Source organism: Kribbella sp. NPDC023855 (assembly GCF_040639475.1).
Taxonomy (GTDB): domain Bacteria; phylum Actinomycetota; class Actinomycetes; order Propionibacteriales; family Kribbellaceae; genus Kribbella.
Map to the genome: position 1 here is coordinate 374,162 of NZ_JBFAAA010000002.1, position 15,650 is coordinate 389,811.

Sequence of the window (15,650 nt, forward strand, 5' to 3'; positions counted from 1 at the left end):
GGACTCAGGTGCAACTTTGGGTGGAGACCTCTTGGGTCGCCTTCGCGCCGGCTGCCGCGTCCTCGGCGACCTGTTCGGCGGTCAGGACGTAGCCGGTGCGGTTGTCCTCGACCGAGGCGGCGAAGACGACGCCGTACACGGTGCCCTTGGCGGAGATCAGCGGGCCTCCCGAGTTGCCCGGGCGGACCTGCGCCCAGATCGAGAAGGCCCGGCGCGTCACCGTCTTGTCGCCGTAGATGTCCGGGCCGCGCAGCCGCTCCTCGGACCGGATCCGGGCCGGCTCGGAGTCGAACGGCCCGTTCTCCGGGTAGCCGAGCACGACCGCGGTGGCGTCGGCCTTGCCGTCCTTGTCGAAGGCCAACGGCTTGGCGTCGAGCTCAGGGACGTACAGCACCGCGATGTCCACGCTGGAGTCGAACAGCACCACCTTGGCGTCGTACTTCTTCCCGTTCACCTCGACCTTCGGCGAGCTGACCCCGGCCACCACGTGCGCGTTCGTCATCACCCGCTGCGGCGCGTAGACGAACCCGCTGCCCTCGAGGCCGCGGGAGCAGTTCGCCACGCCGGTCACCTTGGCGATCCGGGTGTACGCGCCCCGGACCACCGGGTTGCGCGCGATCGAGCCGTCCGGCGGCTGCGTCTCGCGGATCCGCTCCGGGACGAACGGGTCGAGGAAGCGCGGGAACAGATCGGTGTTCACCACGTCGTTGAACGCCTGCAGCGCGCGATCCGCGCCGCCCGGCAGCGCCTCGTCGACCTTGGCGAGCACCTGCGAGCCGCGGACCGCCGACGTCACGCTCGGAATCCGGGCGCCGCTGACGGCGACCCCGAGCACCCAGGAGACGACCAGCACCGACGCGGCCGCCAGCGCCGCGCCACCCAGCGCGTCGACGGCTTTCACCGGTTTCCAGGAGATCTTGTTTCTCAGCTTGGACCCGAGCAGGGCGCCGATCGTCCGCCCGATCGAGGCGAGGATCACGACCAGGACCAGCGCCGCGAAGGACACCTCGACACTGGGCGAGAAGTTGTCCAGCACCCGCGGTACGCCGTACACGCCGATCGCGGCGCCCGCCAGCAATCCGATGGTCGCGCACGCGCCGAGCACGAACCCCTCGATGTAGCCGGAGATCGCCACCAGCCCGGTCACCACCAGCAGCGCGATATCGAGACCGCTCACTCCACACCCTCCGGACGCCCCAGGTCGTGCTCGATGGCCGTCAGCCGCCGTACGTCCTCCGGCCGTCGCCCTTCACTCCGCCAGGCCGCCTCGACCAGTCGGTCGGGCAACGGTACGACGTGAGTGGGGTCCCAGTCGCGCGCCCAGCCGCCGAGGGTGAGCAACTTGTCGAGCAGACCGGCGGTGAAACCCCAGATGTAGAGGTCACCGACAGTGAACGCCGGGCCGGTGAAGCCAGAGGGATGCAGGCAGCTGATCCGGTTGGCGGGATCGCTCAGCGCCTCGATCGAGACCCGGTGGACCGAGGCGACCTCGGCCGGATCGACCACCGCGACCGGCGACGGCTCGCGCCACCAGCCGAGCACGGGCGAGACCGCGAAGTTGCTGACCGGCACCCACAGTGACGGCCAGACCGCGAACACGTCGACGCCGGTCGGGTCGAGACCGGTCTCCTCCTCCGCCTCGCGCAGCGCAGTACGGATCAGTCCTTCGACACCGGTGCCGTCCTCGGGGTCGACCCGGCCGCCGGGGAAGGACATCTGACCGGCGTGGCTGCGCAACGTCCAGGCCCGCTCGGTCAGCAGCACGTCCGGACCGTTGCCGTGGACATCGTTGCCGTGAGCATCGTTGCCATCGGCAAGCAGGATCAGTACCGCGGAGCCGCGGACGCCCGGGTCGTCCTCGGGCGGAAGGAACCTGGACAGCTCGTTGGGGTCGACCTCTTTGGAGGCGGTCCGCAACCGGTGCAGGAAGTCGGGCAGCTCCACGTCGTACGTCGTACTGGTCCTCACAGGCCGACTCCCAGTTTGTCCTTCACCAGCTGATCGAGCTCGTGCTGCGAGGTGATCGGCTTGCGGTGCACGTAGGCGACCGCGCCGTCCTTGTCGACGAAGACGGTCAGCGGCGGGCCGCCGATCTTCAGCGGCTGCTGGAGCTGCTTGTCCCGGTCGGCCAGGTGCGGATAGTCCCAGTGCTGCTCGATCGCGAACTTCACCGCGAGGTCCGGCCGGGTGTCGATGTAGTCGATGCCGAGCAGCTGGAGCTTGCCGCCCGCCTTGCGGTGCAGCTCGGCGAGGTAGGGCGCTTCCTCACGGCACGGGCCGCACCACTGGGCCCAGACGTTGATCACCAGCGGACCCCGCAGGTCCGCCAGCCGGGTGTCGGGGCCCTTGCCCAGGCACGGCAGGCTGATGTCCGGCAGCGCCTTGGCCACTGCCGGCCGCGACTGGACACTCGGGCACGCCGTCAACTGATCGGCTCCGGCGACAGTCCCATCTGGCTCCTTCGCGACACTCCCCGGCTCTTGATCGCCGCAGGCAACCAGTAAACCCAGCACAGCAAGCGCGCCGGCCACGAGTGCGAGGCCGCGGCGCGCAGTACGAAGGCTGGGTGGTCGGTTCACGCCGGGGTCTTCACCAGTTTTGCGGCCAGCTCGGGGTCGATGGGGCCGGTGCCGTAGGAGGGGCACCACTGGGCGATCGGGCAGGCGCCGCAGGCCGGCTTCTTGGCGTGGCAACGGCGCCGGCCGTGGAAGATCAGGCGGTGCGAGAGCATCGTCCAGTCCTTCTTCGGGAACAGCGCGCCGATCAGGTGCTCGACCTTGACCGGGTCCTCCTCCTCGGTCCAGCCGAACCGGCGGACCAGCCGGCCGAAGTGCGTGTCGACGGTGATGCCGGGCACCCCGAAGGCGTTGCCGAGCACCACGTTCGCCGTCTTGCGACCGGTCCCGGGCAGCTTGACCAGCTCCTCGAGCTTGTCCGGCACCACCCCGTCGTACTCGTCGACCAGCGCCTGGCCGAGTTTCATCAGGCTGTTGGTCTTGGCCCGGAAGAAGCCGGTCGGCTTGAGGATCGTCTCCAGCTCCTCGCGATCGGCCTCTGCGTACGCCGCGGCGTCCGGGTACTTCGCGAACAGCGTCGGCGTCACCTTGTTGACCATCACGTCGGTGGTCTGGGCCGACAGGATGGTGGCGACCAGCAACTCCAGCGGGGTGGTGAAGTCCAGCTCGCAGTGCGCGTCGGGATAGGTCTCGGTGAGCACCTTGTGCATCTTGCGGGCCCGCCGGACCAGTTGGGTGTGGGTCTCGCCGGTGAACACGGGCGCCTTGCGCGGCAGCTTCAACGGCTCGGGCAGGGCTGAGTCGACAGAGGCGAGGGCCTCGGCGCGCTGGGTCGGCATGGAGGCCAGCTTACGTCCGCCCACCGACAGCCCTGGCTGAGACGGTGAGGGTGAGGTGGCTGCCGCCGGCCTGCGGTCGTGGGGCGTCGACTGCCTTCAACCGGTCGGCTATGTCGTCGAGCACAGCAATGGTCATCCGGAGGTCCGGTACTGCGGTGCCTTCCGGCGGCAACCTGGTCTCTGCCTCCTCCGGCGGGCTGTCGCCGAAGTAGCGGGCCGTATCCAGGTTGACCGTCCAGCAGGCCAGTGAGACCTCGGCCTGTCCGGGGGCGGTCAGGCTGACCCGCAAGTCGCCGTACACGGCATAGCCGGCGTCTGCGACTCTGACCTTTGTACTGCGCTCCTCCCCGACGGAGCAGGTCGGCAGCAGTTCCCGGATCGCGGCATCCGCCTGGGAGGCCAGCAACTGCGAGTCGATGCCGTCATCCCGGTGGATCCGGGACTGCGGGACTCGCGGGATCCATGCCCCGGCCCACTCGTCACCGGCGCTGACCCGGGCCTTGGCGAACGCGATGGCGACGTCGATGCGCTGCTTCTCGACCAGCAGGTGGATGACTCGGGCTGTCGCGTCCTGTCCGGCGTACCAGGCTTGTTTTGCCTCATGCTCAGTCGGGTCGCCGCCTCCAGCGAGCAGCGTCGCCCACCACATGTGACCGGCCGCGTTGCTGGTGGGGGCGAGGGCTTCCAGGTCCTGCAGCCGGCCGAGGCGGCCGAGTGTGCGGATCAGGTGGACCTTGAAGACGGCATCCCCATCCGCGGCGGCTCTGGCCCGCAGCTCGTCGACCTCGTCGTGAGCGGCCAGGTAGGCAGCGAGTTGCTTGGCCGACGGCTTGTCACCAGCGTCCGCTCGGGCCCGCAACTCGTCGAGCTGACCATGCTCGGCCCGCAGGCGAGCGGCCAGCCGCGGAGCCTCCCGCCGATCAGAGGCGTCCAGTACTGCGATGGCTTCGGTGGCTTCCCCGCTGTCGGCCAGCAACTCGGCCAGCAGGTCCGGGGCGATCCACTGGCGAGGGCGCAAAACGGTGAGCGCGTCGTCTGTCCGGCCCTGATCGGCGTACAGGCGGGCCAGCCGGTACCAGGCCATGTCGTCCTCACTCGAGGGTTCCTCACGCAGTACAGCGGCAGCCTCGTCGGCGAGGCCCTGCTCGATGAGGTGGTCGAACACCTTTGCTGCGGCGTACGGGTCGTGCAGACTGCTCAGCTCGTCGAGCCTGCCCTCCCGGGCCAGCAGGTCCACCAGTAGGTCCTTCGCTTGGCTGTTGCCGGCGTCCGCACGGGTCCGCAGCTCCTCCACCTGGCCCTGCTCGGCGAGGGCGTCGATCAACAGGGTCTCGGCCTCGCGGTCGCCGGCTGAGGCGCGCTGACGCAGTTCGTCCAGGCGGCCTTCGGCTCGCAGGGTGCCGAGCCGGATCGAGTGGTTCGCGAGCTCGCGGAGGTCGTCGGTGCGGCCCAGCTCGCGGAGCAGGGCCTGCAGTCTGGACCGGTCAGCGGGGAGACGGCTCGCCTTCAGCAGGTCGATCGCCTCGTCGATTTGGCCGTGTTGTAGAAGCTCGTCCACCTCGCGAGTGCGGTCGAGCGGGCGGCCGTCGATGATGGTGAGCCGGTTGAGCTCGCTACCACGCTCCCGGAGGAACTGGTCTAGCCGCGGGGCCGCCTCCGGGTTCTTGCTGGCGCGCAGGATGTCGATGGCCTCGTCCAGACGGCCGTACTCGCGCAGCAGGAGTGCCAGCATGCCCTCGGCTCGTGGGTTGTCGCTGGCGCGCAGTACGGCGGCCGCCTCGTCGACGAACCCCTCCTTGGCCAGCGCCCTGGCCTTGCGTCCGAGCTCGACCAGGGGGTCGGCTGACGGCGTACTGGTCGCGTGAACACGGCCCTTTCTCCAGCGCTTTCTCAGCCAATCGAGCATCCCTCATCCTCACTGCTCGGGGACCGGCTGAGTAGACCCTCCGGCGAGTCCCGGCGGGCCTACGTGGCGGTTCGGCAAGGCGAGGGGCTACGGTTTTGGGGCGACCGGGTGTGATCCGCCTGGCGCCGGGGCGGCTCGCAGCCTCCTCGAAGGTCGCAGTTCAGGTCCAAGGAGGCCCATTCGTGGACGCCGCAGTGCTCCGACAGGCACCGCTTTTCAGCCAGCTCGACGACGAAGCAGCCGATGCGCTGGCCGCATCGATGACGGAGAGCAGGCTGCGCCGCGGCCAGGTGCTGTTCCACGAGGGCGACTCCGGTGACCGGCTGTTCGTCGTTGTCGAAGGCAAGGTCAAGCTCGGCCGCACCTCGGCCGACGGCCGGGAGAACCTGATCGCCGTCCTCGGCCCCGGCCAGATGTTCGGCGAACTGTCCCTGTTCGACCCGGGCCCGCGCTCGGCGACCGTCACGGCCGTCACCGACGCGTCGCTGATGTCGCTGACCCACGACGAGCTGCTCCGCTGGCTGGCCGGCCGCCCCGAGGTGGCCCGCGGCCTGCTGCTCCAGCTGGCGTCCCGGCTCCGCAAGGTGTCCGACGTGGTGGCCGACCTGGTCTTCTCCGACGTACCGGGCCGTGTCGCCAAGGCCCTGCTCGACCTGGCCAGCCGCTTCGGCCGCACCGCCGACGACGGCGTCCACGTCCACCACGACCTGACCCAGGAGGAGCTGGCCCAACTGGTCGGCGCCTCCCGCGAAACAGTCAACAAGGCCCTGGCCGACTTCGCCTCCCGAGGCTGGGTCCGCCTCGAACCCCGCTCGGTCGTCCTCCTCGACATCGAGCGCCTGCAGCGCCGCGCCCGCTAGCTCGCTAGGAGTTCAGGTAGTCCAGCTGGGCGCGGACTGAGCGCTCGGCTGCCGGCCACAGGGTTTGCGGGACGTCCGCGTAGACGTGCTCGACGATCGCCTCGGGGGTTGTGTGGCCGTCGGCGACGGCTGTGCGGACCTGCTCGAGGCGCTCGTGGCGGTGGTCCAGGTAGTAGGTCAGTACTGCGCCTGGGTCGTCGATGACTGGGCCGTGGCCGGGTAGGAGGCGGGCGACGCCTGCTGGTGAGTTGGCAAAGGCCCGGAGGCTCTCCAGCGAGTGCATGTAGGGGCCGAGGGCACCGTCGGGGTGAGCCACTACCGACGTACCGCGGCCGAGCACTGTGTCGCCGGTGAGCAGGGAGCCGTCCTGTGGGAGCCAGAAGCAGACCGAGTCCATGGTGTGGCCGGGAGTGGGCAGTACTTCGATCCGCAGGTCGCCTGAGGTGATCACGTCGCCCTCCTCGAGGCCGTGGGCGTGATCGGTCGGGATGCGGAAGGCAGGGTCCACCGAACGCACCGGACAGTTGGCACGCGAGGCGAACCACGCAGCGCCTTCCGAGTGGTCGAAGTGCCCGTGCGTGAGCAGCACAGTCGAGACACTGCACCCGTACTCCGCGACTGCGTCGAGCACTGCCTGCAGGTGGTCGGTCAGGAGCGGTCCTGGGTCGACCACGACGGCGGTGTCGGCACCGGGGTCGCGGAGGATCCACGTGTTGGTGCCGTCCAGCGTCATCGGACCCGGGTTCGCCGCGAGCACCCGCGACGCGTAGTCGGTGACTTGCTCGACTGTCATGTCGTCTCCAGGTAGGCCTGGTCGTTCTCGATCCGCACGGTCGGCAGGATCGGCCGGATCTCGCGGCTGGTGGAAGCGGCGAGTACGTCGGCGACCGCGTCGTACGGGATGAGGTCTCGGCAGCAGAGGTAGGTGGGCGGGAGCATGAGCATCTCGCCGGCCTCCACTGCGCGTACTGCGTCGGCAGGCGCCATCCACGCGACCTGGTCGGACTCGCTGGTCACGTCGCGGGTCACCTGACCGGCCGGGAGGGCGGCGACGAAGAACCGGGTGTCGTAGCGGCGCGGCTCGAACTCGGGGGTGATCCAGTGCGCCCAGACGCCGAGCAGGTCGGCACGTAGTACCAGGCCCCGGCGATGCAGGAAGTCGGCGAACCCGAGCGTGCGCGACTCCAGCGCGACCCGGTCGGCCTCCCAGTCGTCCCCGGTCGTGTCACCGACCACAGACTCCGTGGACGGCCCGGCCAGCAGCACACCGGACTCCTCGAACGTCTCCCGTACTGCGGCCGCCACGTACGCCGCGGCCGTGTCGGCAGAGCAACCCAGTCGCTCCCCGAACCACTCAGGCGACGGCCCGGACCAGGAGTCGGCGATAGACGCGTCGGTGGCGTCCACTCTGCCGCCCGGGAAGACCGTCATCCCCGCCGCAAACGCCATCGTCTGCTGCCGGCGCAACAGGTAGACCTCGGGCCGCTGGTCCGTGTCCCGCAACAAGATGACCGTCGAAGCCGGCCGAGGCTCAGCAGCCGCCCGCTCGCCCCGAGCAAAGGAAAACGCTTCCGCAGCCATCCGCCCGGACAACAACTGAGACTTCAGATCCCGAACCATCCGCACCTCCAGATTCGAGCGGCCGGGCAGGCCCGGCCGCTCCGCGGTGCGAGCGTCAGTTGACCTCGACGATGAGTTCTACCTCGACCGGCGCGTCCAGGGGGAGGACGGGGACGCCGACGGCGGAGCGGGCGTGCTGGCCGGCTTCCCCGAAGACGTGGCCGAACAGCTCGGAGGCGCCGTTGGCGACCTGGGGCTGGCCGGTGAAGTCCGGTGTCGAGGCGATGAAGGCGACCGCCTTGACGATCCGCTTGATGTTCGCCAGGTCGCCGATCTCCGCCTTGACCGCGGCCAGGGCGTTCAGCGCGCACTGCTGGGCACACTCGCTGGCGACCTCGGCGGTGATGGCGTCGCCGACCTTGCCGGTGGCGATCAGGGCGCCGTCCCGCAGCGGCAGCTGGCCGGACGTGTAGACCAGGTTGCCGGTCCGCAGCGCCGGGACGTAGGCGGCGACCGGCTTGGCGACCTCGGGCAGCTTCAGGCCGAGCTCGGCCAGCTTCTCCTCCGGGTGGCTCATGATTCAGTGATCTCCCGCTTCAGGTAGGCGACCAGGTTCTCCGGGTTCAGGCCCGGGACGACCTGGACCAGCTCCCAGCCGTCCTGACCCCAGTTGTCGAGGATCTCCTTGGTCGCGTGGACCAGCAGCGGCACGGTCGAGTACTCGAACTTCTTCATAAGGGGGACTCTAACGGGCTCCTCTACCGGAGCGCTGCGAGCCACCACCTACGCTGGACCGCATGGCAAGGCTGCATGTGGTCACCGGCAAAGGTGGGACCGGCAAGACGACGGTGGCTGCTGCCATGGCGCTCGCGCTGGCCGACCAGGGCAAGCGGATCCTGCTCGTCGAGGTGGAGGGCCGCCAAGGGCTGGCCCAGCTCTTCGACGTACCGCCGCTCCCGTACGTCGAGCGCCGGATCGCGGTCGGACCCGCCGGGGGTGAGGTCTACGCCCTCGCCGTGGACGCCGAGGCGGCCCTGCTGGAGTACCTGGACATGTACTACCACCTGGGTCGCGCCGGGAAGGCGCTGGACAAGGTGGGGGCGGTCGACTTCGTCACCACGATCGCGCCGGGGCTGCGGGACGTGCTGCTGACCGGCAAGGTCTACGAGGCCACCCGCCGCAAGGCGCACGGCCGGCTCGCGTACGACGCGGTCGTCCTGGACGCGCCGCCGACCGGCCGGGTCGGGCGGTTCCTGAACGTGAACCACGAGGTCGCCGGGCTGGCCAAGGTCGGACCGATCCGCAACCAGGCGGACGCGATCATGGGCATGCTGCGCTCGGACGTCACCCGGATCCACCTGGTCACGCTGCTGGAGGAGATGCCGGTCCAGGAGACGCTGGACGCGGTCGAGCAACTCGAGTCGCTGGATCTCAAGGTCGGCTCGATCGTGGTGAACATGGTCCGGCACAGTCCGCTCGACGATGACGCCCTGGCCCTTGCGGTGAAGGAGAAACTCCCCGCGGCCGAGCTCACCCGCGGGCTCAAGGCAGCCGGGATCACCGCGACCAAGGAGCTGACCGCGGCACTTGCGCACGAGACCCACGACCACGCAGTACGGGTCGGCCTGGAACGCGAGAACCGCGACCGAATAGATGCCCTAGGCAAGAAAGTGACCGAGCTCGCGTTGCTACCCGACGGCATCGACCAAGGCGCCCTGTTCGACCTCGCCGAGGAGTTGCGCGGATGAGCGCACTTGATCTGGATGTGTTGATCGATGATCCGGGGACCCGGATCATCGTCACGTGTGGCGCGGGTGGAGTGGGCAAGACCACTACGGCTGCGGCGTTGGGGCTTCGGGCGGCGGAGCGGGGGCGGAAGGTTGTCGTCCTGACGATTGATCCGGCGCGGCGGTTGGCGCAGTCGCTCGGGCTGACCGAGCTGGACAACACGCCTCGGGCCGTCGCTGACGTGGACGCGGCGAACGGGGGCCGGCTGGACGCGATGATGCTGGACATGAAGCGCACCTTCGACGAGGTGGTGCTTGCGCACGCTTCGCCGGAGAAGGCTGAGCAGATTCTCGCGAATCCGTTCTACGTGGCGCTTTCGTCGTCGTTCGCGGGGACGCAGGAGTACATGGCGATGGAGAAGCTCGGCCAGTTGCACAAGCAGGCCGAGCGGACCGGCGACTGGGATCTGATCATCGTCGACACGCCTCCATCGCGATCCGCCCTGGACTTCCTGGACGCGCCGGAGCGGTTGGCATCGTTGCTCGAAGGGCGGTTCCTGCGGCTGCTGCTGGCGCCCGCGCGCGGTCCGCTCAGGTTGATGTCGGCCGGCGTGAATCTGGCCATGTCGGTGATGAACAAGGTGCTCGGCGCGCAGGTGCTGACCGACGTACAGACCTTTGCCGCCGCCTTCGACACGCTCTTCGGTGGGTTCCGGGAGCGGGCCGAGAAGACGGTCGCGTTGCTGCGCGAACCGCACACGGCGTTCCTCGTGGTGGCTGCTCCGCAGAACGACGCGTTGCGCGAGGCGTCGTACTTCACCGAACGGCTGCGCGAGGAGCGGATGCCGCTCGCCGGCGTCGTGCTCAACCGGGTGACGACCACGCACGTGCCCGAGTTGTCTGCCGAGCAGGCGCTCGCGGCGGCCGAGAAGCTCGAGGCAGCCGGCAAGTCAGATCTGACAGCCGCCGTACTGCGGTTGCACGCCGACCGGATGCACCAGGTGGTCAGTGACCGCAAGCGCGCCGACCGGTTCCGCCGCGGCCACCGCGCGATCGCCACCGTCGACGTCCCGGCGCTGCCCGACGACGTCCACGACCTGGCCGGCCTCCGCGCGATCGGCGAGCTCCTCACCGCCTGACACCCTCCGTTTTGGGGCCCGGATCCTCCGCTTTTCACCCTCAGCGAACGCTCGCGACCTCCGGGAATGACCTGGTCAGGGTCCTGGTTGAGCCTGTCAGACTCAATCTTCAACAGAGGGTGTGACAGCGTGACTGAGACGTTGAATCTTCCTGTTCTTCCACTCGACGACGTCGTGGTCCTGCCGGGAATGGTCGTGCCGGTCCGGCTGGCCGATACCGAGGCTCGCGCCGCCATCGACGCCGCGCAGGCGTCCGGCGAGGACCAGGTCCTGCTGGTGCCGCGCCTGGACGGAAAATATGCCAAGGCCGGGACGCTCGGCGAGATCGAGCAGATCGGCAGGTTGCCGGGCGGAGCCCCGGCGGCCGTCATCCGGGGTGTCGCCCGGGTCCGGATCGGCGCGGGGACCACGGGTCCCGGTGCGGCCCTGTGGGTCGGCGCGACGGTGCTGGACGAAACCACCGACGACAAGTCCGCGGAGCTCGCCCGCGAGTACAAGTCGCTGGTGACCACGGTTCTGCAGCGCCGCGGCGCCTGGCAGGTGATCGACTCGGTGAAGCAGGTCGACGAGCCGGGCGAACTGTCCGACCTGGCCGGTTACGCGTCGTACCTCAACAACGAGCAGAAGAGCTGGCTGCTGGAGACGCCTGACGTCACCGAGCGGCTAACCAAGCTGATCGGCTGGGTGAAGGATCACCTGGCCGAGCTGGAGGTCTCCGAGACGATCCAGAAGGACGTCCAGGAGGGTATGGAGAAGCAGCAACGGGAGTTCCTGCTGCGCCAGCAGCTGGCCGCGGTACGCAAGGAACTGGCTGAGCTGGACGGCAAGGCCGAGTCCGAGGAAGAGGACTACCGCGCTCGCGTCGAGGCGGCCGACCTGCCCGAGCACGTCCGCAAGGCCGCGCTCGCCGAGGTCGACAAGCTGGAACGTACTGCGGAGCAGTCCCCCGAGGTCGGCTGGATCCGGACCTGGCTGGACACCGTCCTGGAGATGCCGTGGAACGAGCGGACCGAGGACAGCTACGACATCCGTGAGGCCAGGGCGATCCTGGACGCGGACCACGCCGGTCTGGACGACGTCAAGGAGCGCATCACGGAGTACCTGGCCGTACGCCGCCGCAGGGCGGACCGTGGGCTCGGAGTGGTGGGTGGACGCCGCAGCGGCGCAGTACTGGCGCTGGTCGGTCCTCCTGGCGTGGGTAAGACCTCACTGGGTGAGTCCGTGGCACGTGCGATGGGCCGCAAGTTCGTCCGGGTCGCACTGGGCGGCGTCCGGGACGAGGCCGAGATCCGTGGCCACCGCCGGACGTACGTCGGGGCACTGCCCGGGCGGATCGTCAGGGCGATCACCGAGGCGGGTTCGATGAACCCGGTCGTGCTGCTGGACGAGATCGACAAGGTGGGCGCGGACTACCGGGGTGACCCGACCGCCGCTCTGCTGGAGGTCCTCGACCCGGCGCAGAACCACACCTTCCGGGACCACTACCTGGAGGTCGAGCTGGACCTGTCGGACGTGGTGTTCCTGGCCACGGCCAACGTGCTCGACTCGATCCCGGCTCCGCTGCTGGACCGGATGGAGCTCGTGCAGCTGGACGGCTACACCGAGGACGAGAAGGTCACCATCGCCCGCGACCACCTGCTCCCGCGTCAGCTGGACCGGGCCGGTCTGTCGGTCGACGAGGTGTCCATCGACGACTCGGCGCTGCGGCTGCTGGCCGGCGAGTACACGCGAGAGGCCGGCGTACGGCAGCTCGAGCGCTCGATAGCCCGAGTACTGCGGAAGGTGACGGCCAAGCTCGCCCTGGGCGAGGAACTGGGGTCGCTGGCCATCAGTGCTCCGGACCTCAAGGGCTACCTGGGTTCGCCGAAGTTCACGCCGGACTCGGCGGAGCGGACGGCCCTGCCGGGTGTGGCCACTGGGCTTGCGGTCACGGGTGCCGGGGGTGACGTGCTCTTCATCGAGGCGTCGCTGGCGGACAAGGAGACCGGCCCGACCGGTGTCACGTTGACGGGTCAGCTCGGTGACGTGATGAAGGAGTCGGCGCAGATCGCGTTGTCCTACCTGAGGTCGCACGGTGCGGAACTGGGCTTGCCGGTCGGCGATCTGGCCGAACGGAACACCCACATCCACGTGCCGGCGGGCGCAGTACCGAAGGATGGTCCGTCGGCGGGTGTCACGATGACAACGGCGCTCGCGTCGCTGCTGTCGGGACGGCCGGTGCGCTCCGAGGTCGCGATGACCGGTGAGGTGTCGCTGACCGGACGGGTGCTCCCGATCGGTGGCGTGAAGCAGAAGCTGCTCGCCGCCCACCGGGCCGGACTGACCACGATCCTGATCCCGAAGCGCAACGAGCCGGACCTGGAAGACGTACCGGAGTCGGTGCTGGCGGAGCTGACGGTGCACCCCGTGAGCGACGTACGGCAGGTGCTGGAACTGGCACTGGAACCGGCTCAGGTGGACGCGCGGCAGTTCGCCGCCTGAGCAAGCTGGACAGCCGGCAGGCCTCTCCCCCGGAGGCTTGCCGGCTTTCCTTTGTGCCCGTTACAGACGCCCTGAATCACGCTCAGGTTGACGTGAGATAAAACACATTCGAGGAATTGGCGTGGCACCGAGATCCCGTAGGCTCTAGTGCATGCGCGTAAGGGATAAGGACGATCGGGGCGTCGTCCAGTCAGTGGTTCTGTTCCTGGGGGTGAGTGTGCTGTCGGGCGCACTCGCAGCGGGCCTGGCCATCCCGTTCGCCGGCCTGGCCGGCTTCACCACCGAGAAGACCGCCGAAACACTCCAGGACCTGCCACAGGAACTCAAGGAAGCACCCCTGAGCCGACGCAGCCAGATCTACGCGGCCGACGGCAAGAAGATCGCGGAGCTGTACGAGCAGAACCGCGTGCCGCTGACCAGCCTCAACCAGATCAGCCCGATCATGCAGAAGGCGATCATCGCGATCGAGGACGACCGCTTCTTCGAGCATGGTGCGCTCGACGCGAAGGGCACCATGCGCGCGCTGGTCCGCAACCAGAGCAACGGCTCCGTCCAGCAGGGTGGTTCGAGCATCACCCAGCAGTTCGTGAAGCTCAGCCTGGTGGAGAAGGCGAACGCCGCGGGTGACGAGAAGGCGATCGCCGAGGCGACGGCCGACACCTACGAGCGCAAGATCGCGGAGTTGCGCTACGCGATCGCCGTCGAGAAGCAGTTCTCCAAGAACGAGATCCTGCTGAAGTACCTGAACCTGGCGAACTTCGGCGACGGTACGTACGGCGTGGAAGCCGCCGCCAAGCACTACTTCAACGTGCACGCGTCCAAGCTGAACCTGCAGCAGGCCGCGATGCTGGCCGGCCTGGTGAAGAACCCCACCGGCTACGACCCGACGAACTACCCCAAGCGGGCCAAGGAACGCCGCGACGTCGTCATACGCCGCATGCAGGAACTGAACGTCATCACCGCCGCGCAGGCCACCGCCGCGATGAAGACCAACGTTCTCAACGGTCCCGTGCAGAAGGTCCCGAACGGCTGCGCCAACTCGCCGTACCCGTTCTACTGCGAGTACGTCGTGGCCAAGCTGCTCGACAACCCGGCCTTCGGCAAGACACCGAAGGACCGGGACCACTACCTCAAGACGGCCGGCCTCAAGATCCAGACCACCCTCGACCCGAAGGTCCAGGCGGCGGCGCAGAAGTCGATCGACCAGAATTCCAAGCCGACCGACGACGCGGTCGGCGCGATCACGATGGTCGAACCGGGGACCGGCGTGGTCAAGGCGATGGTGCAGAGCCGCAAGTACGGCGGCGACCCGAAGAAGCACGAGACGTCGTACAACTACAACGTCGAGAAGTCCTACGACGGCGGCTACGGCGGGTTCCAGAACGGTTCGACGATGAAGGCCTTCACGATCGCGGCCGCGATCCAGAAGGGCGTTCCGCTCAACTACAGGATCAACTCGCCGGCCACCCTCGACCTCCGGGGCGCCAAGTTCTCGACCTGCACCGGATTCACCCAGGCGGGCAAGGACTACACGCCGAAGAACTCGACGCCCGCCAAGGGCGACCTGACGATGATCCAGGCCGCAAAGTCCTCCACCAACACGTACTTCCTGCAGTTGTCGGGCCAGATCGGTCTCTGCCCGATCGCCAGGGTCGCGGCCAGCATGGGCATGCACGACGCGCAGACTGGCGAGCCGCTCAAGCAGGTCGTTTCCATGACGCTCGGTGTCGACACCGTGACCCCGCTGATGATGGCCAACGCGTACGCCACCTTCGCGGCTCGCGGCAAGTACTGCACGCCGCTGCTGATCACCTCGGTGACCAACTGGCGGGGCAAGTCGATCAGCACCCCCGGCCCAAGCTGCAAGCAGGTGCTCGCGCCCGAGGTCGCGGACGGCGTCAACTACGTCCTGCAGCAGGTCATGATGCCGGGTGGTACCGGCAGCAAGCTGAAGTTCGGCTCGTCCGATCTGGCCGGCAAGACCGGAACCATCAACGCGGCCAAGGCGGTCTGGTACGCCGGCTACTCGAACAAGATGGCCGCCGCCGCGGTGGTCGCCGACGCCGACCCGAAGTACGACCCGCTGATCGGCCAGACCTTCAACGGAAAGAAGATGGGCGACGCCTCCGGCTCCGGAACCGCCGGTCCGCTGTGGAAGGTGGCGATGCAGGGTGCGTTGAAGGGCCTTCCGACCACCAAGTTCACCGCCCCGACCGACATCACCGTGCGCGGTAACGTCAAGGATCTGCCGTACGTGAACGGGGTCAGCCCCGAGGAGGCCGCTAACCGGCTGCGGTCCTTGGGCTTCGAGCCCGTCATCGCCCCCGGTCAGGTCGACTCTGAGGAGATCGCGGGCACCGTCGCCTACCTCAGTCCCCGCACCGAGGACGGCGCGCCCGAGGGCTCCAAGGTGACGATCTACATCTCCAACGGCAGCAAGGCCGCCCCGCCACCCGTGTCCAACACCCCGCTGCCCCCCAACCCCCCGAACACCGGCAAACCAGGCGGCGGCAACCAATGCCCACCCTGGCACCCCAAGTACCCCAACTGCGGACGCGGCGGCCGCTGACAGCAACACGAAAGGCCTCGTCCAGCGGACGAGGCCTTTCGCTTTGAGCCGTT

The 15,650-nt window shown here is 68.6% G+C and carries 14 protein-coding genes; 5 read left to right on the plus strand and 9 right to left on the minus strand.

What is annotated here, in order from left to right:
• Positions 1 to 4: 4 nt before the first annotated feature.
• The 5 genes from AB0F51_RS07455 to AB0F51_RS07475 are packed head-to-tail and all read right to left on the minus strand — an operon-like array spanning position 5 to position 5,261.
• The gene (locus AB0F51_RS07455; RefSeq protein ID WP_360275521.1) at positions 5 to 1,177 is read right to left on the minus strand and encodes a MarP family serine protease; all 1,173 of its coding nucleotides are present in this window, start codon (positions 1,175 to 1,177) and stop codon (positions 5 to 7) included.
• On the minus strand, positions 1,174 to 1,968 hold the full coding sequence (locus AB0F51_RS07460; protein ID WP_360275524.1) for a CoA pyrophosphatase: 795 nt from the start codon (positions 1,966 to 1,968) through the stop codon (positions 1,174 to 1,176). Before AB0F51_RS07460 ends, AB0F51_RS07455 begins: the two co-directional genes overlap by 4 nt.
• Positions 1,965 to 2,579 (minus strand): redoxin domain-containing protein, encoded by a 615-nt coding sequence (locus AB0F51_RS07465; RefSeq protein WP_360275527.1) that lies wholly within the window; start codon positions 2,577 to 2,579, stop codon positions 1,965 to 1,967. The genes AB0F51_RS07460 and AB0F51_RS07465 overlap by 4 nt, the downstream gene beginning before the upstream one ends.
• Positions 2,576 to 3,355 carry an endonuclease III gene (gene nth, locus AB0F51_RS07470; protein ID WP_360275530.1) on the minus strand — a complete coding sequence of 260 codons (780 nt, stop codon included), beginning with the start codon at positions 3,353 to 3,355 and terminating at the stop codon, positions 2,576 to 2,578. Before nth ends, AB0F51_RS07465 begins: the two co-directional genes overlap by 4 nt.
• A 10-nt stretch (positions 3,356 to 3,365) precedes the next feature.
• A complete protein-coding gene (locus tag AB0F51_RS07475) occupies positions 3,366 to 5,261 on the minus strand; it encodes a hypothetical protein (protein WP_360275532.1) in 1,896 nt (631 codons plus the stop codon).
• A gap of 182 nt (positions 5,262 to 5,443) precedes the next feature.
• Here AB0F51_RS07475 and AB0F51_RS07480 point away from each other — a divergent pair, with 182 nt between their 5' ends.
• Positions 5,444 to 6,121: a Crp/Fnr family transcriptional regulator gene (locus AB0F51_RS07480; RefSeq protein WP_360275535.1), complete on the plus strand. Its 678-nt coding sequence runs from the start codon at positions 5,444 to 5,446 to the stop codon at positions 6,119 to 6,121.
• 4 nt (positions 6,122 to 6,125) lie between these two features.
• Here the strand turns inward: AB0F51_RS07480 and AB0F51_RS07485 are convergent, their stop codons facing one another.
• The 4 genes from AB0F51_RS07485 to AB0F51_RS07500 are packed head-to-tail and all read right to left on the minus strand — an operon-like array spanning position 6,126 to position 8,416.
• Positions 6,126 to 6,914 (minus strand): MBL fold metallo-hydrolase, encoded by a 789-nt coding sequence (locus AB0F51_RS07485; protein ID WP_360275538.1) that lies wholly within the window; start codon positions 6,912 to 6,914, stop codon positions 6,126 to 6,128.
• Complete coding sequence (locus AB0F51_RS07490; protein WP_360275541.1) at positions 6,911 to 7,741, minus strand: NUDIX hydrolase; 831 nt, start codon at positions 7,739 to 7,741, stop codon at positions 6,911 to 6,913. Before AB0F51_RS07490 ends, AB0F51_RS07485 begins: the two co-directional genes overlap by 4 nt.
• Positions 7,742 to 7,796: 55 nt before the next feature.
• Positions 7,797 to 8,258: a RidA family protein gene (locus tag AB0F51_RS07495; RefSeq protein ID WP_360275544.1), complete on the minus strand. Its 462-nt coding sequence runs from the start codon at positions 8,256 to 8,258 to the stop codon at positions 7,797 to 7,799.
• Positions 8,255 to 8,416, minus strand: a complete 162-nt coding sequence (locus AB0F51_RS07500; RefSeq protein ID WP_020391043.1) for a DUF4177 domain-containing protein — start codon at positions 8,414 to 8,416, stop codon at positions 8,255 to 8,257. Before AB0F51_RS07500 ends, AB0F51_RS07495 begins: the two co-directional genes overlap by 4 nt.
• 62 nt (positions 8,417 to 8,478) lie before the next feature.
• Here AB0F51_RS07500 and AB0F51_RS07505 point away from each other — a divergent pair, with 62 nt between their 5' ends.
• The 4 genes from AB0F51_RS07505 (at position 8,479) to AB0F51_RS07520 (ending at position 15,597) form a co-directional block, all read left to right on the plus strand.
• On the plus strand, positions 8,479 to 9,429 hold the full coding sequence (locus AB0F51_RS07505) for an ArsA-related P-loop ATPase (RefSeq protein WP_360275547.1): 951 nt from the start codon (positions 8,479 to 8,481) through the stop codon (positions 9,427 to 9,429).
• A complete protein-coding gene (locus AB0F51_RS07510) occupies positions 9,426 to 10,547 on the plus strand; it encodes an ArsA family ATPase (RefSeq protein ID WP_360275550.1) in 1,122 nt (373 codons plus the stop codon). The genes AB0F51_RS07505 and AB0F51_RS07510 overlap by 4 nt, the downstream gene beginning before the upstream one ends.
• 129 nt (positions 10,548 to 10,676) lie before the next feature.
• Positions 10,677 to 13,028, plus strand: coding sequence for an endopeptidase La (gene lon, locus AB0F51_RS07515; protein ID WP_360275553.1), 2,352 nt, complete (start codon positions 10,677 to 10,679; stop codon positions 13,026 to 13,028).
• A gap of 151 nt (positions 13,029 to 13,179) precedes the next feature.
• On the plus strand, positions 13,180 to 15,597 hold the full coding sequence (locus AB0F51_RS07520; RefSeq protein WP_360275556.1) for a penicillin-binding protein: 2,418 nt from the start codon (positions 13,180 to 13,182) through the stop codon (positions 15,595 to 15,597).
• Positions 15,598 to 15,650 lie beyond the last annotated feature (53 nt).

Bases quoted from the DNA above. Each gene is read 5' to 3' on its own strand.
- AB0F51_RS07500 (WP_020391043.1), bottom strand. From the start codon at position 8,416: ATGAAGAAGTTCGAGTACTCGACCGTGCCGCTGCTGGTCCACGCGACC.
- AB0F51_RS07520 (WP_360275556.1), top strand. From the start codon at position 13,180: ATGCGCGTAAGGGATAAGGACGATCGGGGCGTCGTCCAGTCAGTGGTT.
- nth (WP_360275530.1), bottom strand. From the start codon at position 3,355: ATGCCGACCCAGCGCGCCGAGGCCCTCGCCTCTGTCGACTCAGCCCTG.
- AB0F51_RS07495 (WP_360275544.1), bottom strand. From the start codon at position 8,258: ATGAGCCACCCGGAGGAGAAGCTGGCCGAGCTCGGCCTGAAGCTGCCC.
- AB0F51_RS07510 (WP_360275550.1), top strand. From the start codon at position 9,426: ATGAGCGCACTTGATCTGGATGTGTTGATCGATGATCCGGGGACCCGG.
- AB0F51_RS07490 (WP_360275541.1), bottom strand. From the start codon at position 7,741: ATGGTTCGGGATCTGAAGTCTCAGTTGTTGTCCGGGCGGATGGCTGCG.
- AB0F51_RS07485 (WP_360275538.1), bottom strand. From the start codon at position 6,914: ATGACAGTCGAGCAAGTCACCGACTACGCGTCGCGGGTGCTCGCGGCG.
- AB0F51_RS07475 (WP_360275532.1), bottom strand. From the start codon at position 5,261: ATGCTCGATTGGCTGAGAAAGCGCTGGAGAAAGGGCCGTGTTCACGCG.
- AB0F51_RS07505 (WP_360275547.1), top strand. From the start codon at position 8,479: ATGGCAAGGCTGCATGTGGTCACCGGCAAAGGTGGGACCGGCAAGACG.